Source organism: Streptomyces albofaciens JCM 4342, assembly GCF_008634025.1.
Lineage (GTDB): Bacteria > Actinomycetota > Actinomycetes > Streptomycetales > Streptomycetaceae > Streptomyces > Streptomyces albofaciens.
This window is the reverse complement of record NZ_PDCM01000001.1, coordinates 3,433,199-3,458,281: the sequence shown is the minus strand read 5'-3', so window position 1 is coordinate 3,458,281 and position 25,083 is coordinate 3,433,199. Positions and strand designations below refer to the sequence as shown.

The following is a 25,083-nucleotide window of genomic DNA, read 5'->3' as shown; positions in this document are numbered from 1 at the left end:
GCACGTCAGCACAGCGCGGTGGTCCCCGGTTCGCCGCGCTGGCGCGGCAGTCCGGAGCCGAGCCGGGCGATCAGTTCGGCGCGGGTCTGCTCGAAGACCGGGTCGGACTGGTAGTCGCCGTGGCCCAGGATCTGGGCGGGCAGCGGGTGTTGCAGGGTCCGCCCGAAGGCGAGCGGGTCGCGCATCGGGCCGAGGTCGATGTCGGGGCCGCCGTCGCAGGTGAGCCGGATGGGCCCGCCGATGGGGTCGGTCAGCCGCCACAGGTTGCGCCAGTCGTCCATCTCCCGGTGCAGCCCGGTGAGCGCCTCGGGGCCGAAGCAGGCCGGGAACCACCGTCCGTACAGGCGCTCCAGCGGTGATCCGTAGGTGAGCAGCGCGACCCGGCTGCGGGTGACCAGGTCGAGCTGCCAGACGGCCGCCGCGGCCAGCACGCTGCCCTGGGAGTGGCCGGAGATGACCAGGCGGCCGTCGTTGTTCTCGGTCCAGGTGGCCATCCGCCACGTCAGGTCGGGGACGGCGCGCTCCGCGTAGCAGGGCGGGGCGAAAGGGTGCGCGGCGCGCGGCCAGAACGTGCCGACGTCCCACAGGATGCCGATGGTGCGGCGGGTGGAGCGGTCGCGGTAGGCGCGCCAGCCCATGACGGCGAGCAGCAGCACCCCGGCGCCCATCAGCCAGGAGCCGAGCGATTCGGCCGTCGCGGCGGCCGTGTGGACCAGCACCGGGGCGCCTTCGGTGGCCCGGCCGGGCGCCCGGTCGGTGAGCCAGGCGCCGGCCACCGCCCCGGCGCCCAGCACCAGGGTCACCACGCAGACGGCGCCGATCAGGACGGGCGCGGAGTCCGTGAGACCGGCCCGCGCGATGGTGCCCGCGATACGGCGCACCCGCTCCTCGTCCGGCCGCTCCTGCTTGTCGTACAGCCCGGGGATGTCCGGCTCGACCTTGCGGCGTACGAGGAAGATCTGCACCCCGGCCAGCAGCGCGAAGGCCACGACGACCACCAGGAGCACCGGGAGCACCGACGCCTGCCAGGACAGCAGGACGGGCGGGCCCGCGATCGGGGCGCCCGGCCGGCCGGGGGGCGGGCCGTCGGCCAGCCAGTCCGCCAGCCGCTGCGCCGCTCCCCCGGTGAGCACGCCGCCCAGCGCGCACCCCAGCAGGGCGACGGCCGCGCCGTGCAGGCCCTTGAGCGCCGCGCGGCCGTCGCCGTGTCCGTGGCGGCGGGCGGCGGCCTGGAGGAGGGCCGCGGTGCCGAGCAGGCCGAGGACCAGCAGTCCTTGGAGGACGGCGATGCCGCCGAAGGCGCCGGTGCCCGGCAGGCGGTCGCCGCTGGTCCAGCCGGGCCGTGCCCAGGCCGTGTGGACGGCGGACAGCAGGAGCGCGCCGAGCGCGGCGAACGGCAGGGCCCGGACGAGGAAGCGGTCGCGGTGTTCGTCGGGCTCGGCCTCGGAGCGGGCGGTGCGGCACACGATGCCGACGGTCACCGCGGACAGCAGCAGGACCAGGGTGAGCAGCACCCACCCGGCGGTGGGCAGGAAGCCGCCGGTGTCCGTCCGCCGGTCGTGGTCCACGGCCGCCGTGAGCAGCGCGGCGGCGATGGTCAGCAGTCCGGCCGCGGTGTGCGCGGCGCGCAGCCGGGCCACCACGCGGCGGCCGTACCAGAATCCGGGGCGGGTCAGCGCGGGCCGCTGGGCGGGCGGCACGTCGCGGGAGGTGCCGGGGCGGCGCGGCGGCGGCGAGGCGGATTCGTACGCGCTCCACGTGCGGCGGCAGAGCCACCACAGGAAGCCGACGAGCAGCAGCGGGAAGGCGGCGGCGACCACGATGCGGCGGCCCGGTCCGCTCCAGGCGCCGCCCTGTGCGGGGCTGAGGAAGCCCATCCAGGACTTGCCCGCCGCGCAGGCGGCGCTGCCCGCGCACTGCCAGGCCGTCAGGTCCAGTGCCACTTCGCAGGCGGCGGCGACGAGCAGCACGGTCAGGCTGAGGGCGAGGAGGCGGACGAGGATGTCGTACACATGGTGGCCCTTGTGCCGGGACGGTGCGGCGGGGCGCATCCAGTGGGCGAGGTTGGCGACCATGAAGGGCAGCAGGACGAGCCACAGGGCGCGGGCTCCGTTGCCGGAGGTGAGGTTGCACCAGCAGTACGCCTCGCGGACCGGTTCGGTGCGGTAGTCGTCGGGGCGCTGTTCGGCGTCGGCGTCGACGGTCCTGCGGTACACGGCGGCGGTGTCGTCGCCGGTGACCAGCACGGTGCGCGGGTCGCCGAGCATCTTCTCGGGCGTGGTGCCGCCCACGCCGTGCACGAGGAGTTCCAGGGCGGGCTGGTGCCGTGGCGGTGTCCCGTCCGCTCCGCCCGGGCCGGCCGTGGCCGTATCGCTTCCGCTGTTCACGTGGTCCTTCCCCCGATGCCGTACGGAGCCGTCCGGCGCCTGCACGCTACCCGGCGGCGGATCGACTGTCATGTCATGTTCAAGGGGCTGCGCGGGCCCGCACCGCGGCCCCGGCGTCCCTCGCGCCTGCCTCTTTCCCGCTTCCACACCGGCGCACCCCACCCCATCGGGGCGGATGCCCCGCGACCACGTGCGAGGATGTGGGCGAAACGGCAGCCGGGCGGAAGGGACAGGCCGGGGTGAGCGACAACCAGAACCTCCTCGCGGAGCAGCGTCGCGCTCTGATCCTCGACGAGGTCAGACGGCGCGGCGGCGTCCGCGTGAACGAACTGACCCGCAGGCTCAACGTCTCGGACATGACGGTCCGGCGCGACCTGGACGCGCTCGCCCGGCAGGGCATGGTCGAGAAGGTGCACGGCGGTGCGGTGCCGGTCAGCGAGCCGAGCAGCCACGAGCCGGGCTTCGAGGCCAAGTCGGGGCTGGAGCTGAGCGCCAAGGAGGACATCGCCAAGGCGGCGGCCCGGATGGCAGCGCCCGGCGGCGCGATCGCCCTGGCGGGCGGCACCACCGCGTTCGCGCTGGCCCAGCAGCTGCTGGAGGTCCCGGACCTGACGGTGGTCACCAACTCGGTACGGGTGGCCGATGTGTTCTACAACGCGCAGCGGGCGGCGGCCGGCGGCGCGGCGCCCCGGGCGGGCGCGGCGACCGTGGTGCTGACCGGCGGCGTGCGCACCCCCTCGGACACCCTGGTGGGGCCGGTCGCGGACGCCGCGATCCGCTCGCTCCACTTCGACGTGCTGTTCCTGGGCGTGCACGGCATATCCGTGGAGGCCGGGCTGTCCACGCCCAACCTCGCCGAGGCGGAGACCAACCGCCATTTCGTCCGCTCCGCCCGCCGCGTCGTGGTGGTGGCCGACCACACCAAGTGGGGCACCGTCGGCCTCAGTTCCTTCGCCTCGCTGGAGGACGTGGACGTGCTGGTGACCGACCGCGGGCTGCCGGCCGAGGCCCGCGCGGAGATCGCGGAGCTGCCGCCGGAGCTGGTGGTCGCGGGCGAGCCGGGCGACGGCATGGACCTCTGAGGGACCGGACGCTCAGGCGGGCCACACCCCGGTCTCCAGGAAGCGGTCGATCGTCGCCGCGTACGGCGCGATGTCCAGGCCCTGTTCCTCCAGCCAGCTGTCCGAGTAGTACTTGTCCAGGTAGCGGTCGCCGGGGTCGCAGAGCAGGGTGACGACCGAGCCGGTGCGCCCCTCGGCGACCATCTCCGCGACGATCCTCAGCGCGCTCCACAGGCCGGTGCCCGTCGAGCCGCCCGCCTTGCGGCCGATGGCCCGCTCCAGGGCCCGTACGGCCGCCACGCTCGCCGCGTCCGGGACCTTCATCATCCGGTCGATGGCGCCGGGCACGAAGCTGGGCTCCATGCGCGGGCGGCCGATGCCCTCGATGCGCGAGGCGGTGGCGCAGTCCGTCTTCGCGTCGCCGGTGCGCCAGCCGTCGAAGAAGCAGGAGTTCTCCGGATCGGGTACGCAGATGCGGGTGTCGTACTGCATGTAGTGCACATAGCGGGCGATGGTCGCGGAGGTGCCGCCGGTGCCGGCCGTGGCGACGATCCAGGCGGGCTCCGGGTAGCGCTCCAGCCGCAGCTGCTGGTAGATCGACTCGGCGATGTTGTTGTTGCCGCGCCAGTCCGTCGCCCGTTCGGCGTAGGTGAACTGGTCCATGTAGTGCCCGCCGGACTCCGCGGCGAGTTCGGCGGAGACCGCGTAGACGGTCCGGGGGTCGTCCACGAGATGGCAGCGGCCGCCGTGGAACTCGATCAGCCGGGTCTTCTCACGGCTGGTCGTGGCGGGCATCACCGCGATGAAGGGCACGCCGATCAGGCTGGCGAAGTAGGCCTCGGAGACCGCGGTGGAACCGCTGGAGGCCTCGATGACGGGCTTGCCGGGCCGGATCCAGCCGTTGCACAGACCATAGAGGAACAGCGAGCGGGCCAGCCGGTGCTTGAGACTGCCGGTCGGATGCGTCGACTCGTCCTTCAGGTACAGGTCGATGCCCCACTCCTGCGGCAGCGGGAAGCGCAGCACATGGGTGTCCGCCGTCCGGTTGGCGTCCGCCTGGACCTTGCGGACGGCTTCTTTGAGCCAGGACCGGTAGTCCGGATCACTGCGGTCGACGTCCATGGTCGGCATCGGGCAGCCGCTCCCGGACACCTGCTCCGGGCGGGCGGCTGGTGGCTGTGCGGTGCTCATCGGTGTGCTCCCGACGTCGTACGGAACCCGCGCGGACCGCCGGGCCTGTCCCGACTATAACCACCCGCAACACGCTTCTCACCTGCATAAACAACCCTTTGGGCGCCCCCAAGCAGGGCCTGGGGAAAAGCTGGCGGCGAGCTTTGGCCAAGGGGTACTGGTGCCCAGGGCACGACGGAGGCAGACTGCGCACCGAGGGTGCGGGTGCGGACCGCACGCCCGTCGTGCCAAGGAGGAGATCGCCATGGCAGAGCCTGAATTCAACGCCACCGGGGTGCGCATAGAGAGAGGGCTGCTCCGGTCGCTCACCCGGGCGGGCCAGGTAGTGATCAAGGACGGCAGGCTGGCCCTGCTCACGAGTTACGGCACCGAGATAGACAGCGCGCCGGTCCAGGCCGTACAGGCGCACAAACCCCTGTTCGCGGCCCGCGACCGGGCGCTGGCCACGATGAACGGGCACCGTTACTCGCTGACGCTGGGCACCCCCGACCGCTTCCTGGACGCCGTACGCGCGGCACGCTCCGCGCGCACCTGACAGGGTCTTTCGGGGGACGGTGCGGTTGCGGGAGCGCACTGGTGGGACGACCCTGGACTCGTATCACTGAGGGTTCACCAGCGGTGACACTGTGGTGGATGGCGGCATCGCTGGATCCGATCTTCGCCCCCGTCGTACGAGGGCGCCCGACCTCATCAGGGAGTCGCGGTCGTGATCAGGCAGCCCAGCAGACACTGCACGGTGGAGCTACAGGCCCTTCCGGCACGGATCGGCCAGGTGCGCCGCATCGTATCGGCGCAGCTCCGTTACTGGCGTCTCGACGCCTTGATAGACCCGGCCGCGCTCGGGGTGACCGAGCTGCTGGCCAATGTGCACCAGCACGCCGTGCCCAGCAAGCAGTGCACCGTCGAACTGCTCGTCCTCCTGGACCAGTTGACCGTCTCGGTGCGTGACCTGGACCCGCGCCTGCCCCGGGTGCGGGCGACCGGCGCCCTCGATACCGAGGGCCGCGGACTGTCCCTGATCGCGGCCCTCAGCGAGAGCTGGGGGGTGCGGCCCGACGGCGGCGGCAAGGTCGTCTGGTTCACGCTTCCGGCACTCACGCTCGCGCCCGAGGAGTCCGTACGCCGTACGTCGGCGGGGCGCTCGTCGTGCGCCCGCGGCGCGCTGCCCCACGAACCGGCGCACCCTCCCGTCGAACCGCCCCTGCGCACGCCGCTCGACACCCGTCCGCGGGTACGGGGCGCCGGGGTCGTTTGAAGGGGTCCGGTCACCGGCCCGGTCGGCCGCGCACCGGTGCGGTGCGCGGCCGACACCCGTTGCGCCGCGCTTACATCGCGCCACCCTTGCTCCCGGCGCCGAACCGCTCGTCCAGGACGGACAGCCGGCGCCAGTACTCGTCCTCGTCGATCTCCCCCGCCGCGAAGCGCCGGGCAAGCAGGCCGATCGGCGAGGGGTCCGCGCCACCCGCCGGCCCCGGCGCGGCGCCCCGGGGGCCGCCGAACCGCCACCAGGGGGCGCGCCCGCGCCACACGGTGCGCCGCAGCAGCGTGAGCACGCCGAACACGACGGCCGCCCAGAACAGGGGAAACAACAGGAACCAGGGGCCGGGGCCGCCGGTCCACGGGTGTGCCAGGTCGAACATGAGGTCAGCTCCTTGTCGGCGGGTGCCGCGGGCCCGGCGCCCGTGATGCGCACGGGCCCCGGCACGGTTCTCCCTGTCGAGCCTGCTCCGCCGGGGACCGCGGGGCGTCGTACGGCCGATGGCACCGCGCGTACCCCCCGGGAAGTACGCCCGCCGCCCCCGTTGACCTCTGTAACTACTAGTATGTAAAGTACGGTCATGACCACCTCCGAACGGCTCATCGAGAGCACCCGGGAGCTCCTGTGGGAGCGCGGTTTCACCGGCACCAGCCCGAAGGCGATCCTCCAGCGCGCGGGCGTCGGCCAGGGCAGCATGTACCACCACTTCGCGGGCAAGTCCGACCTCGCGCTCGCCGCCATCCGCCGGACCGCCGAGAGCATGCGGGCCACCGCCGAGACGGCCCTGTCCGGCGAGGGCGGCGCGTACGACCGGGTGCGCGCCTACCTGCTGCGCGAACGGGACGTGCTGCGCGGCTGCCCGGTGGGCCGGCTGACCATGGACCCCGACGTCATCGCCGACCCGGCGCTGCGGCAGCCGGTGTTCGAGACGCTGGACTGGCTGCGCGGCCGGATCGCCGGAATCCTCCGCGAGGGCCTGGAGCGGGGCGAGTTCGACGCGGAGCTGGACCCGGAGGGCACGGCCGCGGCCGTGGTCGCCACCGTGCAGGGCGGTTACGTACTGGCCCGCGCCGCGGAGTCGCCCGCCCCCTTCGACACCGCCGTACACGGCGTGCTCGCCCTCCTCGCGGCGCGCACCGCCCGCGCCTGACGGCGCGCCGCTTCGCCGCGAAAGGCCCACCCGTGGAGATCACCCGCGCCCGCCCGGACAGCCAGGCGGGCCCCGCCGAGCACTTCACCGGCACCGTGTGGCTGGACGAGCTGGCGGCACCGCCCGCGCCGTCCCGGCTGCGCATGTTCAGCGTCCACTTCGCGCCCGGCGCCCGTACCGCCTGGCACCGCCACCCGCACGGGCAGGTCCTGCACGTCACCGAGGGCACCGGCCTGGTGCAGCGCCGGGGCGGCCCGGTCGAGGAGATCAGGGCCGGCGACACGGTGTGGACCCCCGCGGGCACCTGGCACTGGCACGGCGCCGCGCCCGGCACGTTCATGACCCACCTCGCCGTGGTCGAGGCGGCGGCCGACGGGACCACCACCGAGTGGGGCTGCCTGGTCGACGACGCCCGCCCCGAGTGAAGTCCGCCCTCCCCCGCCCCACCTTCAGGAGCTCCCGTGCACGCCTTGCAATACGCCGTCACCCTGCCCGCCGACTACGACATGGGCATCATCCGCGACCGGGTGCGGACCCGTGGCCATCTCCTCGACGCCTACGACGGGCTCGGGATCAAGGCCTACGGCGTCCGCGAACGCGGAGTCGACGGTTCGCCCGTCAATCAATATGCGCCGTTCTACCTCTGGGCCGACGCCCCGGCGATGCACCGGTTCCTCCTCGGTGACGGATTCCGGGGCGTCATCCGCGATTTCGGCCGTCCGGCCGTACAGCACTGGATGGGTGTCCACCACGAACGCGGCCCGGCGGCCGGCGCGGTCCCCCGCTGCTTCGTGCGCCGTACGCGAGCGCTCGCCGAGGGCGCGGATCCGGCCACCGCCGTCGAGGAGGCGATGACCGAGCAGCGGCGGCTGGCCCGTACGGACGGGGTGCACACCACCGCGCTGGGGATCGACCCCCGGCACTGGGAGCTGGTGCACTTCACCCTCTGGGAGGACACCGCCCCCGAGTCGGACGGCGAGCGCTACCGGGTGCTGCACCTGTCCGCGCCCGGCGCCGACCGCCTGCCGGCGGGCGCGCAGTGGTGACCGGGCCCCTGACGGACGCCCGCGCCCGCCCGGAACCCGCCGTCCGCACCGTCTCCGGCGACGTCTCCCCCGCCGCCCTCGGCGTCTGCGACGCCCACGACCACCTCTTCCTGCGCAGCCCGCAGCTCCCCGGCCAGGAACTGGCCGACACCGGCGCGGCGGCTGCCGAGCTGCGGGCCTTCCGGGAGGCGGGCGGCGGCACCGTGGTCCAGTGGACGCCGTACGGGATGGGGCGGCGCGCGGCGGAACTGCCGCGGCTGGCCGCGGAGTCGGGCGTACGGATCGTCGCCGCGACCGGGCTGCACCAGGCGGTGCACTACGCGCCCGAGGTGCTGGAGCGGGTGAGGGGGACGGCGACCGGAACCGCCGCCGCCTGCGATCTCGCCGGGTTGTTCGTGGCGGAGCTGACGGCCGGGATCGGCACGGGGCGCGGGGGCTCGGGCGGTTCCGGGCGTACCGGCCCGGGAACGGCGGCCGGGGGCGCCGTGCGGGCCGGGATGATCAAGGTCGCCGGCGGTTTCCACGGCCTGGACGCGCACGCCCGGTACACCATGGCCGCCGCGGCCGAGGCCCACCACGCCACCGGCGCCCCCATCGGCGTCCACCTGGAGCTGGGCACCGGCGCCGCGGACGTGCTCGACCTGCTGTGCGGGGAGTCGGCGGTACCGCCGGAGCGGGTGATCCTGGGTCACCTCAACCGCTCGCCCGACCTCGTCGTCCACCGGCAGGCCGCCGCGGCCGGGGCCTACCTGGCCTTCGACGGGCCCTCGCGCGCCCACCACGCCACGGACTGGCGGCTCCCGGACGCCCTGGCCGCGCTCGCCGACGCCGGGTACGGGGACCGGCTGCTGATCGGCGGCGACACGACGACCGCGGCGGCCCGCTCGGTGAACGGCGGTCCCGGCATGCCCCACCTGCTGCGCCGGCTGCGTCCGCGGCTCGAACTCGCCCTGGACGCGGCGCTGGTACGGCGCCTCTTCACGGCGAACCCGGCGCGCGCGTTCGCGGTGGCGTGGAAGTGAGCGGACGGACGGGAAGTGTCGGCGGAAGCGCGGGGAGTGTCCTGGTGCCGCGGTCCGGGTGACAATGGCGGCGGGCACACCCACCGGCCCCGGGCCGACGGGCACCCCCACCGACCCCGGGAGGCAGCGTGCGGCACCTCGGCATCCTCGCGCACAGCACCGAAGGCGCCGCCCTGTGCTTCCGGGCGTTCTGCCAGGAGGGCTTCGCCGAACTGGGGCCGTACGACCATCCGGACGTGACGCTGGACTGCATCAGCATGGCCCGCTCCATGCCCGCCTGGGAGACCGGTGATCACCATGCGGTCCGCGGGATCCTCCTGGAGAGCGCGGTGCGGCTCGCCCGCGCGGGCGCGGACTTCTTCGTCTGTCCCGACAACACCGCCCACCTGGCCCTCGGCCTGCCCGGCGCGGAACTGCCGCTGCCCGGCCTGCACATCGCCGAGGTGGTCGCCGAACGCGCCGCCCACGAGGGGTACCGGCGCGTCGGCGTGCTGGGGACCGCGTACACCATGGAAAGTCCGCTCTACCGGGACGCGCTGGGCGCCCGGGACATCACGGCCGACGTACCGGACGAGCGCGACCGCCGCACCGTGCACGGGATCATCTTCGCGGAGCTGGTCAACGGCGTGTTCTCCGCGGCCGCGCGCGAGGAGTACGTCCGCGTCATCGAGCGGCTGGCGGCACGCGGGTGCGACGCGGTCGCCCTCGTCTGTACGGAGATCCCGCTGCTGGTGCCCCCGGAGGCGGCGCCGCTGCCGACGCTGGACTCGACGCGGCTGCTGGCGCGCGCCGCCTTCGAAGCCGCCGCCGGCCGGCGGCCCGCGCCGGTGTGGCGCGGGGGGCCGCTGGGCGGGTGAGGCGCCCGCTCAGCTTTTCCCGGCGTCCGTCCCCTCTCCCTCCAGAACCACCAGCGGATCGTCCAGCACCGGCTGCCAGGCCAGCTCCGCCGCGCCGACCAGGCTGTTGTGGTCGAGCGTGCACGGCAGGATCGGTACGCCGCCGCTGCGTCCCCACAGGCTGCGGTCGGCGACCACGGCCCGCAGCCGTTCCGGGTCGGCCGCCAGGAGTTCGCGGTGCAGGCCGCCGAGGATGATGCGGTCCGGGTTGAGGATGTTGACGAGCCCGGCGATCCCCAGGCCCAGCCGGTCGATCAGCAGGTCGGCGGCGGCCCGTACGGACGGGTCGTGGTACTCCTCGCGCAGCAGGTCGGTGGCCTGGCGCAGCAGCGAGCCCTCCGGTCCGGGCGCGCGGCGCGCGGCGCCGAGGAAGGCGAGCGGGTCCGCCTCGACGTCCAGGCAGCCGCGGCTGCCGCAGTGGCAGGGTGCGCCTTCCGGGTTGACGGTCAGGTGGCCGACCTCCAGGGCCAGGCCCGAACTGCCGCTGTGCAGCCGCCCGTCCAGCACCAGCGCGCCGCCGACGCCCCGGTGCCCGGAGGCGACGCACAGCAGGTGGCGGGCGCCGCGGCCGGCGCCGTGCCGGTGTTCGGCCAGGGCGACGAGGTTGACATCGTTGCCCGTGAAGCCGACCGCCGGGGTGACCCCGGGGATGCGGGCCTCGGCGAGCGCGCGCCGGAAGAGGCGGCGTACGGGGGCGCCCGTGGGCCAGGCCAGGTGCAGCGGGTTGAGCGCCTCGCCGTCGGGTTCGGCGACGGCGGACGGGATGGCGAGCGCCGCGCCCAGGCAGCGCCGCCCGGTCCGTTCGAGCATCCCGGCCCCGGACGCCACGACTTCGGCAAGTACGTGGGCCGGGTCGGCGGGGATGGTGTCGCAGCCGCTCTCGGTGGCCACGATCCGTCCGCCGAGGCCGACCAGCGCGGTGCGGTAGCCGTCGGCGTGGATCTGCGCGGCGAACACGACCGGGCCGTTCCCGTTGAGGAACAGCCGGTGCGAGGGGCGGCCTTGGGACCCCGCCGAGGCGGTCGGGCGGGAGTCGACGGTGATCAGTCCGAGCGCTTCCAGCTCCGCCGCCACCGCGCCCGCGGTGGCCCGGGTCACGCCGAGTTCCGAGGTCAGCACGGCACGGGTGGGCGCGCGCCCGGTGTGTACGAGCTCCAGTGCGGGGCCGAGCGCGCTACGGCCCCGTTCCAGCCTGGTTGTCCGAGTGTGGGTCACGCCCCCATTCTTGCTTTGTACCGAGGGTGAACAAAACACGGGCCGACCTTCCGCGTGCCCGGAGGCGGGCGGCCGGCCCGCGCACGGGGGCGCGGCGGGTAGCGCGTACGGCCGGGAGCGGGGCGGCGGCTACCGCCGGTGGCCGGGTACGGCTACCGCAGGGCGCGTACCGCCCCGTACGCGGGAGTCGATACGCGGATGCCGGGTACCCGGCCTGCCGAAAGGGACCGACGGCGGACCATAATGGGCTACTTGGTCACGGATTCGGCCAGGGCATCCGGCCGGAGGGCGCCGGCGTGCGCGGCGCGCGCCACCCGGCCACCCGACACCTGGGGGCGGCATGAACACCACACCCCGGCTGCGCGGCCTGGCGCGGCTGACGTTCGGCAATCCGGTTTCGCTGGTCTATCTGGCCCTGGTGGTCGCGGCGGTGCTCTTCGCCTTGGTGGACATGGTCTTCGTCAAGCACCAGGACGCCTCCTTCGCGGGCATCTGGGCGGTGCTGCTCACCGCGCCCACGGTCTTCCCGCTGTGGATCGCCGGTGACGCGCTGTGGGACGGAAGCGGCACCCCCTCGTGGTACCTGGTCCTGACCCTGGTCGTCGCCGCGCTGGTCAACGCGCTGCTCCTCGGGCTGCTCCACCGGGGACTGCGCGGCCGGCCGGCCCACCGCGGGGCCGTTGTCAGTGGCGGCTGGCACACTCAGCGGCATGGAGACCACTGACCTCATCGACGCGCTCGCCCACGACGGCCAACTCCTCGCCGACGCCGCCGAGAAGGCCGGGGCGGACGCCCCGGTCCCCACCTGCCCGGAGTGGCGGGTGCGCGATCTGCTCGTCCACACGGGCCGGGTGCACCGCTGGGCCACGAACTTCGTGGCGAACGCCGTCCAGGAGAGGGTGACGCCGCCCGAGGCCCCGCAGCCGTCCGACGAGGCACTCGCCGACTGGCTGCGCGACGGCTGCCGGACGCTGGTGTCGACGCTGCGCGCCGCCCCGGCGGACCTGTCCTGCTGGACCTTCCTCCCCGCCCCGTCGCCCCTGGCCTTCTGGGCGCGGCGCCAGGCCCACGAGACGGCGGTCCACCGCGCCGATGCCGAGTCCGCGCTCGGCGCGGGCATCACCCCCTCCGCGCCCGCCTTCGCCGTGGACGGCATCGACGAACTGCTGATGGGCATGGTCGCGCGCAGGCACGAAGCGCTGCGGACGGACGCGCCGCGCACCCTTCGCATACGGGCCACCGGCGAGGCCACCGGGGACTGGACGATACGCCTGTCGGACACCCAGCCACACGTCGAGCGCACGGCGGACGCCCCGGCGCCGGACACCACCGCACCGGACTGCGTGATCGAGGGCCCCGCACCCGACCTGTACCTGGCCCTGTGGAACCGCCGCCCGCTGGAGGACCTCACGATCACGGGCGACACCGCCCTGGCCCGGCTGTGGCGGGAGCGCTTCACGATCTGAGGCCACACCGGCAACCGGACGTGACACGGCAGCACATGACTCGCTGTCACCCGTCCGGCGGGTGGTGCGCGTGCTGCGCCGGTTCACCGGGCGGCGGGCCGGGTAGCGCGCCGCTGCCCGGCGGTTGCGTCCTGCCGGGCGGTAAGGCCCTGACCGGAGGAACGTAACCGCCGGGCAGAACGTAACCGCCCGGCAGGTCCGCCCGCCCCGCCCGGCAGTTGCGCCCCGCCCGTCGGCCGCGCGGCCCCCCCCATTCGCTCGCCGCTACCCCAGCCACCCCGGCCGTACCAGCCCCGACTCGTAGGCCAGTACCACCAGTTGGGCCCGGTCCCGGGCGCCCAGCTTGGTCATCGTGCGGCTGACGTGGGTCTTGGCGGTGAGCGGGCTGACGACCAGACGGCGGGCGATCTCCTCGTTGGACATCCCGAGGCCGACGAGCGCCATCACCTCCCGCTCCCGCTCGGTGAGCACGGAGAGCGTGCCGTCCGCGGCCGGCTCCTTGGAGCGGGCGGCGAATTCGGCGATCAGCCGTCGGGTGACCCCCGGCGAGAGCAGCGCGTCGCCGTCGACCACGGCGCGTACAGCCCGTACCAGTTCCTCCGGTTCGGTGTCCTTGACGAGAAAGCCGGCGGCGCCCGCGCGGATCGCCTCGAAGACGTACTCGTCCATCTCGAAGGTGGTGAGCATGACGACCTTCATGGCGGACAGCCGGGGGTCCTCGGAGATCTGCCGGGTCGCGGCGAGCCCGTCCAGCACCGGCATCCGGATGTCCATCAGCACCACGTCGGGGCGCTGCTCGCGCAGGGCGATCAGCGCCTCCTCCCCGTCCGCCGCCTCGCCGACGACCTCGATGCCGGGCTGGGCGTCCAGCAGGGCCCGGAATCCGGCGCGGACCAGCAGCTGGTCGTCGGCGAGCAGTACCCGGATCACGACTCCTCCTCGGTGGCGGTGGACTTCACCGTATCCGCAGCGCGGGCGGAGCCGGGGGCGCCCGGCGCCGGTGTCGCCGGGCCCAGCGGGAGGCGGGCGTGCACCCGGAATCCCCCGTCCGGGCGGGGGCCCGCCTCGACGGTGCCGCCGAGGGCGGCGGCCCGTTCCCGCATGCCGACCAGGCCGTTGCCGCCTCCGGCGACCCCGGCGGTGCCCACGTCCCCGGCCCGCCCGGCGGCGGTCGCGGGCCCGTCGTCGTCGACCGTGATCTCCAGCGCGCCGGGGAGGTGGACGAGGCCGACCCGGGCCGTGCGCGAGCCGGAGTGCCGGACGATGTTGGTCAGTGCTTCCTGGACGATCCGGAAGGCGGCGAGGTCGGCACCCGGCGAGAGCCTGGGGCGGCGGCCCTGCTCGGTGACCCGTACGGCGAGTCCGGCCCCCTTCGCCTGCTCGCACAGTTCGGGCAGCCGGTCCAGTCCGGGCGCCGGGGAGCGCGGGGCGTCGCCCGGGGCCCGCAGCGTGGCGAGGACCTGCCGCACCTCGCCCAGCACCTCCTTGCTGGCGGCCTTGATGGTGGTCAGGGCCGTACGCGCCTGCTCGGGGTCCTCGTCCAGCAGGGCGAGTCCGACGCCCGCCTGGACGTTGATGACGGAGATGCTGTGCGCCAGCACATCGTGCAGCTCGCGGGCGATCCGCAGGCGCTCCTCGTCGGCCCGCCGCCGCGCGGCGGCCGCCCGCTCGGCGCGCATGCGGGCGAACTGTTCACGGCGTACGCGCGCCAGCTCGGAGACCGCCACGACGGCCACCACTAGGACCGTGATGAACAACTGCTCGCCCCAGGGCGCGGGCCCGTCGCCGGTGGGCGGCAGCCAGCGGTAGAGCACGTGCCCGACCAGCAGATGGCTCGCCCAGACGAGGCCGACGGCGGTCCAGGCCGTCACGCGCCGCCCCGCGACGACGGCCGCGAAGCAGCCGAGGGCGGCGGAGAGCAGGAAGGGGCCGTACGGATATCCGGCGGCAAGATAGCCGCTGGCGGCGACCGCGGTGCCGAGGGCGACCGTACGCGGGAAGCGGTGCCGCCAGAGCAGCGGCACCGTGCCCACGAGCAGCAGGGTGTACGCGAGCGCGTCGAGATCGGCGCGCTCCGGCTGGTTCCGCCCCGCGAACCGCATGCCGACCAGCACGAACACGGTGAGGACGGCCGTGGAGGCCCAGGGCAGCCGCGTACCGGCCGGGGAATCCCCGAGCAGCCGCGCGCCGAACCGGCGGCCCGGCAGCGGGTCGCCGTCGTCGTCCCGGGACCGCCACCGGTCCGGGCCGAGGCCGTGACGGGAGCCGTGGCCGTGACAGAGCCGCGCCCACGGCGGCCGTCCGTTCTCCATCCCGCCACGCTAGACCGGGACGCCGTACGGGCGCGTCAGCCCGACGCGGTGGCCGGGCGTACTCCACCGGGAGTAGCCGACGGCGGGGGCTCCGGGCCGCCGGCCCCGTGCCGCCCGCTGCTCACGGCCGGTCCATCGCCCCCAGCGCCCGCCGCGCGACCGGGTGCGTCCGGACGATCTCGGCCAGCGTCGTCGTCCCCCGGACGATCTTCGCGAAGGCGTGCCAGGCGGGCCGGAAGCCGGTCAGGGCGGCGTGGATCATGCCGGGGCGGCGGGAGAAGACGGTGAGCATCCGGCGGCCCACCCCCATCTCCACGCCCAGCCCCGCCTTGATCGCGAAGGCGTAGTTCAGCGCCTGGCGCCGCGCGTCCACCGCGTCGTGGGCCTCGGAGACGCGGACCGCCCACTCCCCCGCGAGCCGCCCGGAGCGCAGCGCGAAGGAGATGCCCTCACGGGTCCACGGCTCCAGCAGCCCGGCCGCGTCGCCGCACACCAGGACCCGGCCGCGGGAGAGCGGCGAGTCGTCGGCGCGGCAGCGGGTCAGGTGGCCGGAGGAGATGGCCGGCTCGAAGCCCGCCAGGCCGAGCCGGCCGATGAAGTCGTCCAGATAGCGCTTGGTCGCGGCGCCCTCGCCGCGGGCCGAGATCACGCCGACGGTGAGGGTGTCGCCCTTGGGGAAGACCCAGCCGTAGCTGCCCGGGATCGGGCCCCAGTCCACCAGCACCCGCCCGGACCAGTCCTCGGCGACCGTCGGCGGGACCGGGATTTCCGCCTCCAGGCCCAGGTCGACCTGGTCCATCTTCACGCCGACGTGTGCCCCTATCCGGCCGGCGCTGCCGTCCGCGCCGACCACCGCGCGGGCCAGCACCACCTCGCCGTCGCCCAGCACCACGGCGACGGTCCGCCGGTCCGGCACCTCCGGGCCGTGCTGTTCGACCCGGGAGACCGTGACGCCGGTGCGCAGCTCGGCGCCGGCGTCCTGGGCGGTCTTGACCAGCTGGGCGTCGAACTCGGGGCGGTTGATGAGCCCGAAGAGCATGTGCTTCGAGCGGCGGGTGCGGGTCAGCTTCCCGTTGAGCGAGAAGGTGACCGCGTGGACCCGGTCGCGCAGCGGCAGGTCGAAGCCGGGCGGCAGGGCGTCGCGGGACGGCCCGATGATGCCGCCGCCACAGGTCTTGTACCGGGGCAGTTCGGCTTTCTCCAGGAGCAGGACGCGGCGTCCCGTACACGCCGCGGCATAGGCGGCCGAGGCGCCTGCGGGCCCCGCGCCCACCACCACGACGTCCCACACCTGCTGGTTCCCCTCGGCTGCGTTGTCGCTGCTCACCTGTGCTTCTGCTCCCGTTCGATGCCGTGCCGCGTACCGCCCGCATCCTACGGGCCGCCCTTCGGCGAGCGTCCTGTGGGAAGATCGGCCCCACAATCGCCCGTACGTACGGTTGGTCCGGTGCGGTGCGCCGGACGGACCCGCACGTGAACCCACGTGTACAACGCCGCGCCCACAAGGAGCGTTCCATGCCCGACAGCCCGCTCGCGCACACCGTCGCCTCGCTGCAGTCCCGGGCCAGGTCCGAACTGGCGGAACTGGTGGCCTTCAAGTCCGTCGCGGATCCGGCGCAGTTCCCCCGCAGCGAATGCGAGGCCGCCGCCGGGTGGGTGGCGGGCGCGCTGCGGGCCGACGGCTTCACGGACGTGCAGCTGCTGGACACCCCGGACGGCACCCAGTCGGTGTACGGCTTCCTGCCGGGCCCGGCGGGCGCGCCGACCGTGCTGCTGTACGCCCACTACGACGTGCAGCCGCCGCTGGACGAGTCGGCCTGGATATCGCCGCCCTTCGAGCTGACCGAGCGGGACGGCCGCTGGTACGGACGCGGCGCCGCCGACTGCAAGGGCGGCCTGATCATGCACCTGACGGCGCTGCGGGCGCTGAAGGAGCACGGTGGCGTCCCGGTCAACGTCAAGGTGATCGTGGAGGGCTCGGAGGAGCAGGGCACCGGCGGCCTGGAGCGGTACGCCGAGGCCCACCCCGAGCTGCTGGCCGCGGACGCGGTCGTCATCGGGGACACCGGCAACTTCCGTGTCGGCCTGCCGACGGTCACGGCGACGCTGCGCGGCATGTCGCTGGTCCGCGTCCAGGTGGACACCCTGGCCGGCAACCTGCACTCCGGCCAGTTCGGCGGCGCCGCCCCGGACGCGCTGGCGGCGCTGATCCGCATCCTGGACTCGCTGCGCAGCGAGGACGGCTCGACGACGATCGACGGGCTGGCGGCCGACGCGGCCTGGGAGGGGCTGCAGTACCCGGAGGAGGAGTTCCGCAAGGACGCCAAGGTGCTCGACGGCGTCGGCCTGACCGGCAACGGCACGGTCGCCGACCGCATCTGGGCCCGGCCCGCCGTCACCGTCCTCGGCATCGACTGCCCGCCGGTGATCGGCGCCACGCCGTCCGTGCAGGCGGGCGCGCGGGCGCTGGTGAACCTGCGGGTTCCGCCGGGCACCGACACGGCGAAGGCGACCGAACTGCTGACCGCCCACCTGGAGAACGCCGCGCCGTGGGGCGCGCGGGTCTCGGTCGAGCAGGTCGGGCAGGGCCAGCCGTTCCGCGCGGACACCAGCAGCCCGGCGTACGCGTCGATGGCGTCGGCGATGCGTGAGGCGTACGACGGCACGGAGATGCAGACGGCCGGCATGGGCGGATCGATCCCGCTGTGCAACACCCTGGCGGCGCTCTACCCGGAGGCCGAGATCCTGCTCATCGGCCTCAGCGAGCCGGAGGCGCAGATCCACGCGGTCAACGAGAGCGTCTCGCCGCAGGAGCTGGAGCGCCTCTCGCTCGCCGAGGCGCTGTTCCTCCAGCGGTACGCCGAGCAGGCCGCGGCCGCCCGCGGCTGAGGCCCCGTACGGCACCGGCCGGGAGCGCTCCCGCCGCCCCCGGCCGGTGCCGCCGTCCCGGAGCCGGTGGCCGCCACCACGGCCCTCATCCCACAGGGACGCCCGCCTCAAGATTGAGCGGGCGTCCCTGTTCGCGTGCGCGCAGGGCCCAGCGGAGCCGGTTCCAGCGCACCGGGGGCAGCATGTCCGCCGCCTCCTCCTCGGTGGCGAACCGCCAGTCGCGCAGTTCGGGTCCCGGCAGGAGCAGGTCGCGGATCTGCTCGCCGGCCAGCCGGCCGCCGTCGAAGAGCATCCGCAGCCCGCCGAAGCCGGGCGGCCGGGGCGGCTCCCAGTCCAGCACCAGCAGGCGGGGCGCGCTGTCCAGCCGGATGCCCAGTTCCTCGGTCACCTCGCGGAGCCCGGCACGGGCCGGCGGCTCGCCGGGCTCGACCACACCGCCCGGGAACTCCCAGCCCGGCTTGTACGTCGGGTCCACCAGCAGCACCCGGTCGGCGTCGTCGAAGAGCAGCACCCCGGCCGCCAGGGTCTCCGCGGTGGGTTCCGGTGTCTGCACGATGTCGCAGGCCCCGGCCCCGGCGCGGACCGCCTCCGCGACCCGCTCGGCGGTCTCCCGGGGCGTCAGCCGGGCGGTGTCGATGACGTGCGCGTCCTGTTTGAGCCAGCCGAGGGCGTCCTCGTACGACTCCAGGTGCGCCAGGGCCCGTTCCCGCGCGGCCGGGTCGTCCGCGCCGTCCCGGGCCCGGTCGGTACGCCGCGCCAGACGCGCTCGGAGGATCGTTTCCTCGGCGTGCAGCAGAACGTGGCGCACGGGCACCCGGCGCGAGGCGAGGCCGCCGAATATCTCGTCCCGGTACTCCTGGCGCAGCAGCGGCATCGGTGTCACCAGCGGCCCCGGCACCTCGTGGAGCAGGGCCGCCGCGGTGTCCACGACGAGCCGGCGCCAGGCCGGCAGGTCCTGGTAGTCGCCGATCTCCTCCAGCCGCGCGGCGGGCAGCATCAGCCGCAGTTCACTTCCGACCAGCTCGGGGTCGTAGAGCGTGCTTCCGGGAAGCAGGTCCAGCAGGTACCGGGCCGCGGTGGACTTTCCCGCACCGGACGCGCCGTTCAGCCAGACGATCACATTGCCCCCTTGTCCCTAGACCCCTGTGAGTTGCCCGTAACACCCTGCCACGGAAACTTTTGCGGGGTCCCGGCCTAGCCGCGGGCGGCCGGGGACGTGGCCTTTTCCACCTTCGGCGCGATCCCGGCAGGTTTGAAGACGCCCTTGTACGCGCTGATGGCGGCGACGGCGGCGACCAGGACGCAGGTCACCACGTCCTTTCCGGCGAAGTCCCCGGCGAACAGCGCGCTCCCCAGGCCCACCAGCACCGACACCACCACCTGCACCAGTGTTCTGGCGGCCTGCGACCACTCGGGCCGGTTGATGACCGAGATGAGCACGGGCGACGCGAATCCCACGATCAGCGCCCACATCTGTGCGTTCGTCATGACGCTCCCCTTCCCGCTCGGGATGTAGCCGGAGCGTCGCCGCCCCGGCCGTGCCCGGCAAGGGCCCGCGCACGGATTCACCGCCCGCGCGCGGATTTCCCGTACGCGGGCGCGCGCGTTCCCGCACCGTCGCGTCACCCTTTGTTCGCGCCCAGGGTGAGCCCCGCGATGAAGTGCCGTTGCAGGAGGAGGAAGACGACGATCGTGGGCAGGGCGACGAGGACCGAGCCCGCGGCCAGCAGGTTGTGGTCGGTGAAGAACTGCCCGCGCAGATTGTTCAGGGCCGAGGTGACCGGGAGTTTGTCGCCGGTGGACAGGAAGACCAGGCCCCAGAGGAAATCGTTGTACATCCAGGTGAATTGCAGGGTTCCCAGGGCGGCGAGGGCCGGGCGGCACAACGGGAGCGTCACGTGCCGGTAGCGGGTCCACACCCCGGCGCCGTCCACGATCGCGGCCTCCAGAATCTCCGGTGGCAGGGTCCGCATGAAATTCGCCAGGACGAACACGCAGAAGCCCAGCTGGAAGGCGACCTGTACGGCGAGCACCGCCCACAGCGAGTCGTAGAGCGTCAGCGAGTCGGACATCCAGTACGGCAGCGGCACCTTGTTGAAGAGCGCGTACAGCGGGGTGACGATGACCTGTTGCGGCAGCAGGTTCCCGGCCGTGAAGACCATGAGCAGGACCAGGGAACCGCGCAGCCGCAGCCGGGCCACCGCGAAGGCGGTGAACGACGCCAGGAAGAGGGTGATCAGCACGCCCGGCACCGTGATCAGGAGCGAGTTCAGGAAATGCCGGCCCATGCCGGAATCGGTGAACGCCTGCCGGTAATAGTCGAAGGAGAGCCGGTCCGGCAGGGAGAAATAGCCGTCCCGGGCGGTCTCCTCGTACGGGCGCAGCGACGCGTAGACCGCCAGCAGCAGCGGGGCGAGGAAGGCGAGCGAGACGGCGAGCAGAAAGGCGTGCACACCGAAACGGCCGCGGCGGCCGGGCGGGCCGCCGGGCCGTGGCGGGCGCCGGACGCGTACCGCGGAAACGGTCATCGCCGCTGTTCCCCCCTCAGTTCCTGGACGAGATAGGTGATGATGAATCCGAGGGAGACCAGCAGCAGGACGACCGCGATGGCCGAGCCGAAGCCGATCCGGCTCGCCTCGCCGATGATGTTGTCGGTCACCAGCACGGACAGCAGTTCCAGGCCGTTGCGGCCCTTGTTGACGGCGTAGACGATGTCGAAGGCGCGCAGTGCCTCGATGACGGTGATGACGCCGACGATGACATTGACCGGGCGCAGCGCCGGCAGAACCACCCGGAAGAACGCCTGGCGTTCGTTCGCGCCGTCGATCGCCGCGGCCTCCTTGAGTTCCGGGTCGACGGATTTCAGCCCGGCGAGATAGAGGATCATCACATAGCCGGTGTGCCGCCAGCAGGCGGCCAGCAGGACCATCCAGATATTGAGATCCGGGTCGCCGAGCCAGTCGACGGGGTTGTCCTGACGGCCCAGCAGGGCGTTCAGCGCGCCCTGGTCGCGGGAGAGGATCAGCTGGGCGATGAAGCCGACGACGGCGAGCGAGAGCACCACCGGCATGTAGAGCGTGGACTGGTAGAAGCGGCTGAACCGCACCCCGCGGTCGATGAGGACGGCGAGCAGCAGCCCGAACGGCGTGGCGAGCAGCCCGAGGGCGGCCAGCCACAGCAGGTTGTTGCGGACCGCCGGCCAGAATCGCGGGTAATCGGCGAAGAGGTCCGCGTAATTGCCGAGGCCCGCCCACCGGATGTCGCCGACGCCGTCCCAGGTGGTGAAGGACAGGGCGACGGAGGCGAGGGTGGGCCCCCAGACCAGCGCGAGGTCGAGCAGGACCGGCAGGCCGAGGAGTACGCACAGGACGGCGAGGTCGCGGCGGGTGTGGCGGCGCGGGCCCCGGCGTCGCGCGGGGCGCGGGGCCACGGTCTTCGGCGGGGTCACCGGCCTGCCGCCGGTCGTCCGGTTCACGGTGGTCACGGCGTCAGTCCGCGGCGAATATCTGTTTCTTCTGCCGTTCGATGCCGTTCACCAGCCCGTCGATGTCGTCCGGGTCGCCGATGAACTGCTGGATCGCCTGGATCAGTACGGTCGAGGCGAAATCGGGGCGGGTGTCGCGGTCCATGAACTGCGATATCTGCCGGGCCCCGGACACCAGCCGGGCGGCTTTCTTCTGCAACGCGTCGTACGAACCGGTGCCGGCCCGGCTGTTGACCGCCACGTTGTTCGGGTCGCTTTTGAGGTAGATCAGCTCGGCCTGTGGGGTGGCGAGGTATTTCAGCAGGTCCTCGGCCGCCGCCCGGTTCCGCGCCTTCTTCGCCATGAGGAATCCGTCCACCGGTGCCTCGACCGCCTCCTTCCCGAATGCCGGATCGATCTCGGGGAACGGGAAGAAGTCCAGGTCCGCGCGGTTCTCGGCGGTGAACTGCTGGCCCGGGTGCGGCAGTCCGAGCACCGCCATGCCGGTCTTCTTCTGCTGGAGGGACTGCGCCGCCTCCTGCCAGGTCCGTCCGTTCGCGCCTTTCTGGTGGTACGGCAGCAGGCCGCGCCACAGGTCGAAGACCTGGCGTACCTGGGGGCTGGTCCAGGATTTCTCCCCGCGCATCAGGGCGATGTGGAAGTCGTAGCCGTTGGCCCGCATGTCCAGGTAGTCGAAGGTGCCCATGGCGGGCCAGCCCTCCTTGTCGCCCAGGGCGAATGGGGTGAGGCCGTCCTTCTGCATCCGCCGGGCGAGTGCGCGGTATTGATCGAAGTTCTCCGGGATCTCGTAACCCCGCGTCCGGAAAACGCTCTTACGGTGGAAGACCGCCCACGGGTAATAGTAGTACGGCACGAAGTACTGCTTGCCGTCCTCGCCCGTGGACTGTTTCCGCACCGCCTCGGAGAACCCGTCGAATCCCCTCCAGAGATCACTGATGTCGGCGAGCAGGCCCTTTCGCGCGAAGTACTGCATGCGGTAGCCGGCGAACCACGTGAAGACGTCATCGGGCGTGCCCTGGAGGTAGCGGTTGATGTTCTCCTGGAAGTTCTCGTGGTTGACCGTGTTGACCTTCACGTCCTTCTTCGACTTCTTCTCGTACGCCGCGAAGGCGTCGGCGTACGCCCGTTTCGGCACCGCGTCGGAGGCATTGGACCCGAGAGTGACGCCGTCGCCCGGCCCGTCGCCGCACGCGGTGAGCAGCGCCGGTACGGCGACCGCCCCCGCACCGGCCGCCGCGCCGCGCAACAGGGACCTCCGGGACACCCCGCGTACCGCCCGGTGCGCGCACCCGCCCGGACCGTTGTCCGATGAGTGGACCATGTCTCCCCCTCCTCAGCGATGGAACCGAACAGAACCGAACGCGAGTGCTGGGATCTCACTCCCAACGGGGTGGTTCGTCAAGGCTTTTGGCGGGCTGGTCCCCGACCGCCGCCTTTTGTCTTCCAACACAGTCCAACAAGCCTTACCGTAAACACTCGCTATTGACCGGTACATGACTTCACAGCTCTCTCCGAGAACGGAGGACGCGCATCATGCACCCGCACGCCCCCCTCACCACCCGGCGCGCCCGGCGAAGAGTCGTCGGAGCGCTCTCCGCGGCCTTCCTGTGCGCGGCGGGGGTGACGGCCCTGCCCGCCGCGGCCCGTACGGCCGGCACCGGGGCCGCACCCGCCGCCGAGCCCGCCGCCCGGCCCGCCGGAGCAGCCGCGTCCGCCGCCCCGCGGCTGCCCGACGGCCTGGCCAGGACGCCCCCGATGGGCTTCAACAACTGGAACTCCACCCACTGCGGAGCCGACTTCAACGAGGCGATGATCAAGGGGATCGCCGACCTCTTCGTCGAGAAGGGCCTCAAGGCCGCGGGCTACGAGTACGTCAACCTCGACGACTGCTGGGCCCGGAAGGACCGGGACGCGAACGGCAAACTCGTCCCGGACACCACCCGCTTCCCCAACGGCATCAAGGCACTGGCCGACTACGTCCACTCCAAGGGGCTGAAGCTCGGCATCTACACCAGCGCCGGCACCACGACCTGTGCCCGGGCCATGCCCGGCGCGCTGGGCCATGAGTACTCCGACGCGCGGCAGTTCGCCGACTGGGGAGTGGACTACCTGAAATACGACAACTGCAACAACCAGGGGGTGGACGCGAAGCAGCGCTACACCACCATGCGCGACGCCCTCAAGGCGACGGGCCGGCCCATCGTCTACAGCATTTGCGAGTGGGGCGAGAACAAGCCGTGGGAGTGGGCGGCGGACGTCGGGCACCTGTGGCGCACCACCGGCGACATCGGCGACGTGTGGGACAGCGTGGTGGGGATCTTCAAGGAGAACGCGCCGCTGGCCAAGTACGCCGGTCCCGGCCACTGGAACGACCCGGACATGCTGGAGGTCGGCAACGGCGGCATGACGGACACCGAGTACCGCAGCCACTTCTCCCTGTGGTCGATGATGGCCGCGCCGCTGCTGATCGGCACCGATCTGCGCAAGGCGTCCCAGGCGACGTACGACATCCTCGGCAACCGCGAGATCATCGGGCTCGACCAGGACCCGCTGGGCAAGCAGGCCGAGGTGCTGAAGTCGGCGGGCGGCCGGTGGGTGCTGAGCAAGCCGCTGGCCGACGGCGACCGGGCGGTGGCGCTGTTCAACGAGTCCGACCGGCCGCAGCGCATCACCACCACGGCCCGGGAGGCGGGCCTGCCGCAGGCGAGCGGCTACCGGCTGCGGGACCTGTGGAAGCACGAGGACACCCACACCGCCGGTGAGATCGCCGCGACCGTACCGGCGCACGGCACGCTGGTGTACCGCGTCTCCCCCGACCGCCGCTGGGCGCACTACCCACCTGCCGTCGAGACCGGCGCGGACGGCATCGAGCCGATCGAGGTCGGCAAGGAGGCCCGGGTCGCCACGCTCACCCGCAACCTCGGCCGGACCCCGGCGTTCGACGTCACGGTCTCCCTCAAGGGTCCGCAGGGCTGGCGGGTCGAGCCGGTCACGTCCACCGGGTCCCCCGCCCTGCCGCCGGACAAGGAACTGGTCACCGCCTGGAAGATCGCGCCGCTGGCGGGGACGAAGCCCGGCGCGTACGAACTGACGCTGACCACCGACTACCGGTCGGCGCGCGGGCAGCGGGTCACCCATACGCTGCCGCTGCCGGTCTTCGCCGTGCAGGCACCGCCCGCCGGGACCTCGTACGCCAGCGACCTGCCCTGGATCACCGCCACCAACGGCTACGGGCCGGTCGAACGGGACATGAGCGTGGGCGGGCCCCGGGCCGGCGACGGCACGCCGATCCGCATCGGCGGTGCGACCTACACCAAGGGGCTGGGCGCCCACGCGCCCAGTGAGATCACGTACTACACGGGCGGGCAGTGCTCGGCGTTCAGCGCGCAGGTCGGCGTGGACGACGAGACCGGCGACCAGGGATCGGTCGGCTTCGAGGTGTGGGCCGACGGGCAGCGGGTCGCCGAGAGCGGCAAGCTGACCGGCAAGGACCCGGCGAAGGCGATCAGCGCGCAGGTCGCCGGGGCGAGCACCGTACGGCTGGTGGTGCGGGACGTCGGTGACGGGCTCCAGTACGACCACGCCGACTGGGCCGACGCCAGGTTCAGCTGCTGACACACCGTCACGGCCGGCCGGGCGGGCCTCCGGGTCCGCCCGGCCATCGGCGTAAGGCCACCGGCGTACGGCCGTCCGCGCCAGGCCTTCC

Annotated in this window: 24 protein-coding genes; 12 read left to right on the top strand and 12 right to left on the bottom strand. The window is 73.3% G+C overall.

What is annotated here, in order from left to right:
* Positions 1 to 5 precede the first annotated feature (5 nt).
* Positions 6 to 2,387 (bottom strand): hypothetical protein, encoded by a 2,382-nt coding sequence (locus CP973_RS15590; protein ID WP_208853190.1) that lies wholly within the window; start codon positions 2,385 to 2,387, stop codon positions 6 to 8.
* A 239-nt stretch (positions 2,388 to 2,626) separates the two neighbouring features.
* Here CP973_RS15590 and CP973_RS15585 point away from each other — a divergent pair, with 239 nt between their 5' ends.
* Positions 2,627 to 3,469: a DeoR/GlpR family DNA-binding transcription regulator gene (locus tag CP973_RS15585; protein WP_150241144.1), complete on the top strand. Its 843-nt coding sequence runs from the start codon at positions 2,627 to 2,629 to the stop codon at positions 3,467 to 3,469.
* Between the two features lie 12 nt (positions 3,470 to 3,481).
* Here the strand turns inward: CP973_RS15585 and CP973_RS15580 are convergent, their stop codons facing one another.
* Entirely contained in the window at positions 3,482 to 4,579 is a 1,098-nt protein-coding gene (locus CP973_RS15580; protein WP_150243625.1) for a PLP-dependent cysteine synthase family protein, read from the bottom strand.
* Positions 4,580 to 4,883: 304 nt separating this feature from the next.
* Between CP973_RS15580 and CP973_RS15575 the strand changes: the two genes are divergently transcribed.
* Both CP973_RS15575 and CP973_RS15570 read left to right on the top strand, forming a co-directional pair.
* Positions 4,884 to 5,174, top strand: a complete 291-nt coding sequence (locus CP973_RS15575) for a hypothetical protein (protein WP_150241142.1) — start codon at positions 4,884 to 4,886, stop codon at positions 5,172 to 5,174.
* A gap of 171 nt (positions 5,175 to 5,345) precedes the next feature.
* Entirely contained in the window at positions 5,346 to 5,894 is a 549-nt protein-coding gene (locus CP973_RS15570; RefSeq protein ID WP_244409511.1) for an ATP-binding protein, read from the top strand.
* A 70-nt stretch (positions 5,895 to 5,964) separates the two neighbouring features.
* Here CP973_RS15570 and CP973_RS15565 read toward each other — a convergent pair whose 3' ends face one another.
* Entirely contained in the window at positions 5,965 to 6,279 is a 315-nt protein-coding gene (locus tag CP973_RS15565) for an SHOCT domain-containing protein (RefSeq protein WP_150241140.1), read from the bottom strand.
* A gap of 198 nt (positions 6,280 to 6,477) precedes the next feature.
* Here CP973_RS15565 and CP973_RS15560 point away from each other — a divergent pair, with 198 nt between their 5' ends.
* The 5 genes from CP973_RS15560 (at position 6,478) to CP973_RS15540 (ending at position 9,972) form a co-directional block, all read left to right on the top strand.
* The gene (locus CP973_RS15560) at positions 6,478 to 7,047 is read left to right on the top strand and encodes a TetR/AcrR family transcriptional regulator (RefSeq protein WP_150241138.1); all 570 of its coding nucleotides are present in this window, start codon (positions 6,478 to 6,480) and stop codon (positions 7,045 to 7,047) included.
* A 32-nt stretch (positions 7,048 to 7,079) separates the two neighbouring features.
* Positions 7,080 to 7,472 carry a (R)-mandelonitrile lyase gene (locus CP973_RS15555; RefSeq protein ID WP_150241136.1) on the top strand — a complete coding sequence of 131 codons (393 nt, stop codon included), beginning with the start codon at positions 7,080 to 7,082 and terminating at the stop codon, positions 7,470 to 7,472.
* Between the two features lie 36 nt (positions 7,473 to 7,508).
* Positions 7,509 to 8,093 (top strand): DUF4865 family protein, encoded by a 585-nt coding sequence (locus tag CP973_RS15550; RefSeq protein ID WP_150241134.1) that lies wholly within the window; start codon positions 7,509 to 7,511, stop codon positions 8,091 to 8,093.
* A complete protein-coding gene (locus CP973_RS15545) occupies positions 8,090 to 9,115 on the top strand; it encodes a phosphotriesterase family protein (protein WP_244409506.1) in 1,026 nt (341 codons plus the stop codon). Before CP973_RS15550 ends, CP973_RS15545 begins: the two co-directional genes overlap by 4 nt.
* A gap of 128 nt (positions 9,116 to 9,243) precedes the next feature.
* Positions 9,244 to 9,972 (top strand): aspartate/glutamate racemase family protein, encoded by a 729-nt coding sequence (locus CP973_RS15540; protein WP_150241132.1) that lies wholly within the window; start codon positions 9,244 to 9,246, stop codon positions 9,970 to 9,972.
* Positions 9,973 to 9,981: 9 nt separating this feature from the next.
* Here the strand turns inward: CP973_RS15540 and CP973_RS15535 are convergent, their stop codons facing one another.
* Positions 9,982 to 11,226, bottom strand: coding sequence for an ROK family protein (locus CP973_RS15535; protein WP_150241130.1), 1,245 nt, complete (start codon positions 11,224 to 11,226; stop codon positions 9,982 to 9,984).
* 340 nt (positions 11,227 to 11,566) lie between these two features.
* Between CP973_RS15535 and CP973_RS15530 the strand changes: the two genes are divergently transcribed.
* Together CP973_RS15530 and CP973_RS15525 are read left to right on the top strand one after the other, a co-directional pair.
* Complete coding sequence (locus CP973_RS15530) at positions 11,567 to 11,950, top strand: SCO4225 family membrane protein (RefSeq protein ID WP_150241128.1); 384 nt, start codon at positions 11,567 to 11,569, stop codon at positions 11,948 to 11,950.
* On the top strand, positions 11,937 to 12,692 hold the full coding sequence (locus CP973_RS15525) for a maleylpyruvate isomerase family mycothiol-dependent enzyme (protein WP_150241126.1): 756 nt from the start codon (positions 11,937 to 11,939) through the stop codon (positions 12,690 to 12,692). The genes CP973_RS15530 and CP973_RS15525 overlap by 14 nt, the downstream gene beginning before the upstream one ends.
* Positions 12,693 to 12,956: 264 nt before the next feature.
* Here the strand turns inward: CP973_RS15525 and CP973_RS15520 are convergent, their stop codons facing one another.
* The 3 genes from CP973_RS15520 to CP973_RS15510 all read right to left on the bottom strand — a co-directional run bounded on the left by CP973_RS15520 (position 12,957) and on the right by CP973_RS15510 (position 16,331).
* Complete coding sequence (locus tag CP973_RS15520; RefSeq protein ID WP_150241124.1) at positions 12,957 to 13,622, bottom strand: response regulator transcription factor; 666 nt, start codon at positions 13,620 to 13,622, stop codon at positions 12,957 to 12,959.
* Positions 13,619 to 15,004, bottom strand: coding sequence for a sensor histidine kinase (locus tag CP973_RS15515; protein ID WP_150241122.1), 1,386 nt, complete (start codon positions 15,002 to 15,004; stop codon positions 13,619 to 13,621). The genes CP973_RS15520 and CP973_RS15515 overlap by 4 nt, the downstream gene beginning before the upstream one ends.
* A 121-nt stretch (positions 15,005 to 15,125) precedes the next feature.
* Positions 15,126 to 16,331, bottom strand: coding sequence for a geranylgeranyl reductase family protein (locus CP973_RS15510; protein ID WP_150241120.1), 1,206 nt, complete (start codon positions 16,329 to 16,331; stop codon positions 15,126 to 15,128).
* A gap of 188 nt (positions 16,332 to 16,519) precedes the next feature.
* Between CP973_RS15510 and CP973_RS15505 the strand changes: the two genes are divergently transcribed.
* Positions 16,520 to 17,893, top strand: coding sequence for a dipeptidase (locus CP973_RS15505; RefSeq protein WP_150241117.1), 1,374 nt, complete (start codon positions 16,520 to 16,522; stop codon positions 17,891 to 17,893).
* An 85-nt stretch (positions 17,894 to 17,978) separates the two neighbouring features.
* Here CP973_RS15505 and CP973_RS15500 read toward each other — a convergent pair whose 3' ends face one another.
* From CP973_RS15500 to CP973_RS15480, 5 genes are all read right to left on the bottom strand, one after another.
* Positions 17,979 to 19,013: an NUDIX hydrolase gene (locus tag CP973_RS15500; protein ID WP_150241115.1), complete on the bottom strand. Its 1,035-nt coding sequence runs from the start codon at positions 19,011 to 19,013 to the stop codon at positions 17,979 to 17,981.
* 74 nt (positions 19,014 to 19,087) lie between these two features.
* Positions 19,088 to 19,381, bottom strand: coding sequence for a hypothetical protein (locus CP973_RS15495; RefSeq protein WP_150241113.1), 294 nt, complete (start codon positions 19,379 to 19,381; stop codon positions 19,088 to 19,090).
* A 134-nt stretch (positions 19,382 to 19,515) separates the two neighbouring features.
* Entirely contained in the window at positions 19,516 to 20,421 is a 906-nt protein-coding gene (locus tag CP973_RS15490; protein ID WP_150241111.1) for a carbohydrate ABC transporter permease, read from the bottom strand.
* Positions 20,418 to 21,368, bottom strand: coding sequence for a carbohydrate ABC transporter permease (locus CP973_RS15485; RefSeq protein ID WP_425282002.1), 951 nt, complete (start codon positions 21,366 to 21,368; stop codon positions 20,418 to 20,420). Before CP973_RS15485 ends, CP973_RS15490 begins: the two co-directional genes overlap by 4 nt.
* Before the next feature lie 13 nt (positions 21,369 to 21,381).
* Complete coding sequence (locus tag CP973_RS15480; protein WP_425281968.1) at positions 21,382 to 22,698, bottom strand: ABC transporter substrate-binding protein; 1,317 nt, start codon at positions 22,696 to 22,698, stop codon at positions 21,382 to 21,384.
* Between the two features lie 212 nt (positions 22,699 to 22,910).
* Between CP973_RS15480 and CP973_RS15475 the strand changes: the two genes are divergently transcribed.
* A complete protein-coding gene (locus CP973_RS15475) occupies positions 22,911 to 24,992 on the top strand; it encodes an NPCBM/NEW2 domain-containing protein (RefSeq protein ID WP_150241109.1) in 2,082 nt (693 codons plus the stop codon).
* Positions 24,993 to 25,083: the final 91 nt, after the last annotated feature.

Excerpts from the sequence above, each read along its gene's own strand:
- CP973_RS15580 (WP_150243625.1), bottom strand. The coding sequence starts at position 4,579 with ATGCCGACCATGGACGTCGACCGCAGTGATCCGGACTACCGGTCCTGG.
- CP973_RS15575 (WP_150241142.1), top strand. The coding sequence starts at position 4,884 with ATGGCAGAGCCTGAATTCAACGCCACCGGGGTGCGCATAGAGAGAGGG.
- CP973_RS15565 (WP_150241140.1), bottom strand. The coding sequence starts at position 6,279 with ATGTTCGACCTGGCACACCCGTGGACCGGCGGCCCCGGCCCCTGGTTC.
- CP973_RS15560 (WP_150241138.1), top strand. The coding sequence starts at position 6,478 with ATGACCACCTCCGAACGGCTCATCGAGAGCACCCGGGAGCTCCTGTGG.
- CP973_RS15530 (WP_150241128.1), top strand. The coding sequence starts at position 11,567 with ATGAACACCACACCCCGGCTGCGCGGCCTGGCGCGGCTGACGTTCGGC.
- CP973_RS15525 (WP_150241126.1), top strand. The coding sequence starts at position 11,937 with ATGGAGACCACTGACCTCATCGACGCGCTCGCCCACGACGGCCAACTC.
- CP973_RS15515 (WP_150241122.1), bottom strand. The coding sequence starts at position 15,004 with ATGGAGAACGGACGGCCGCCGTGGGCGCGGCTCTGTCACGGCCACGGC.
- CP973_RS15505 (WP_150241117.1), top strand. The coding sequence starts at position 16,520 with ATGCCCGACAGCCCGCTCGCGCACACCGTCGCCTCGCTGCAGTCCCGG.
- CP973_RS15495 (WP_150241113.1), bottom strand. The coding sequence starts at position 19,381 with ATGACGAACGCACAGATGTGGGCGCTGATCGTGGGATTCGCGTCGCCC.
- CP973_RS15490 (WP_150241111.1), bottom strand. The coding sequence starts at position 20,421 with ATGACCGTTTCCGCGGTACGCGTCCGGCGCCCGCCACGGCCCGGCGGC.
- CP973_RS15480 (WP_425281968.1), bottom strand. The coding sequence starts at position 22,698 with ATGGTCCACTCATCGGACAACGGTCCGGGCGGGTGCGCGCACCGGGCG.
- CP973_RS15475 (WP_150241109.1), top strand. The coding sequence starts at position 22,911 with ATGCACCCGCACGCCCCCCTCACCACCCGGCGCGCCCGGCGAAGAGTC.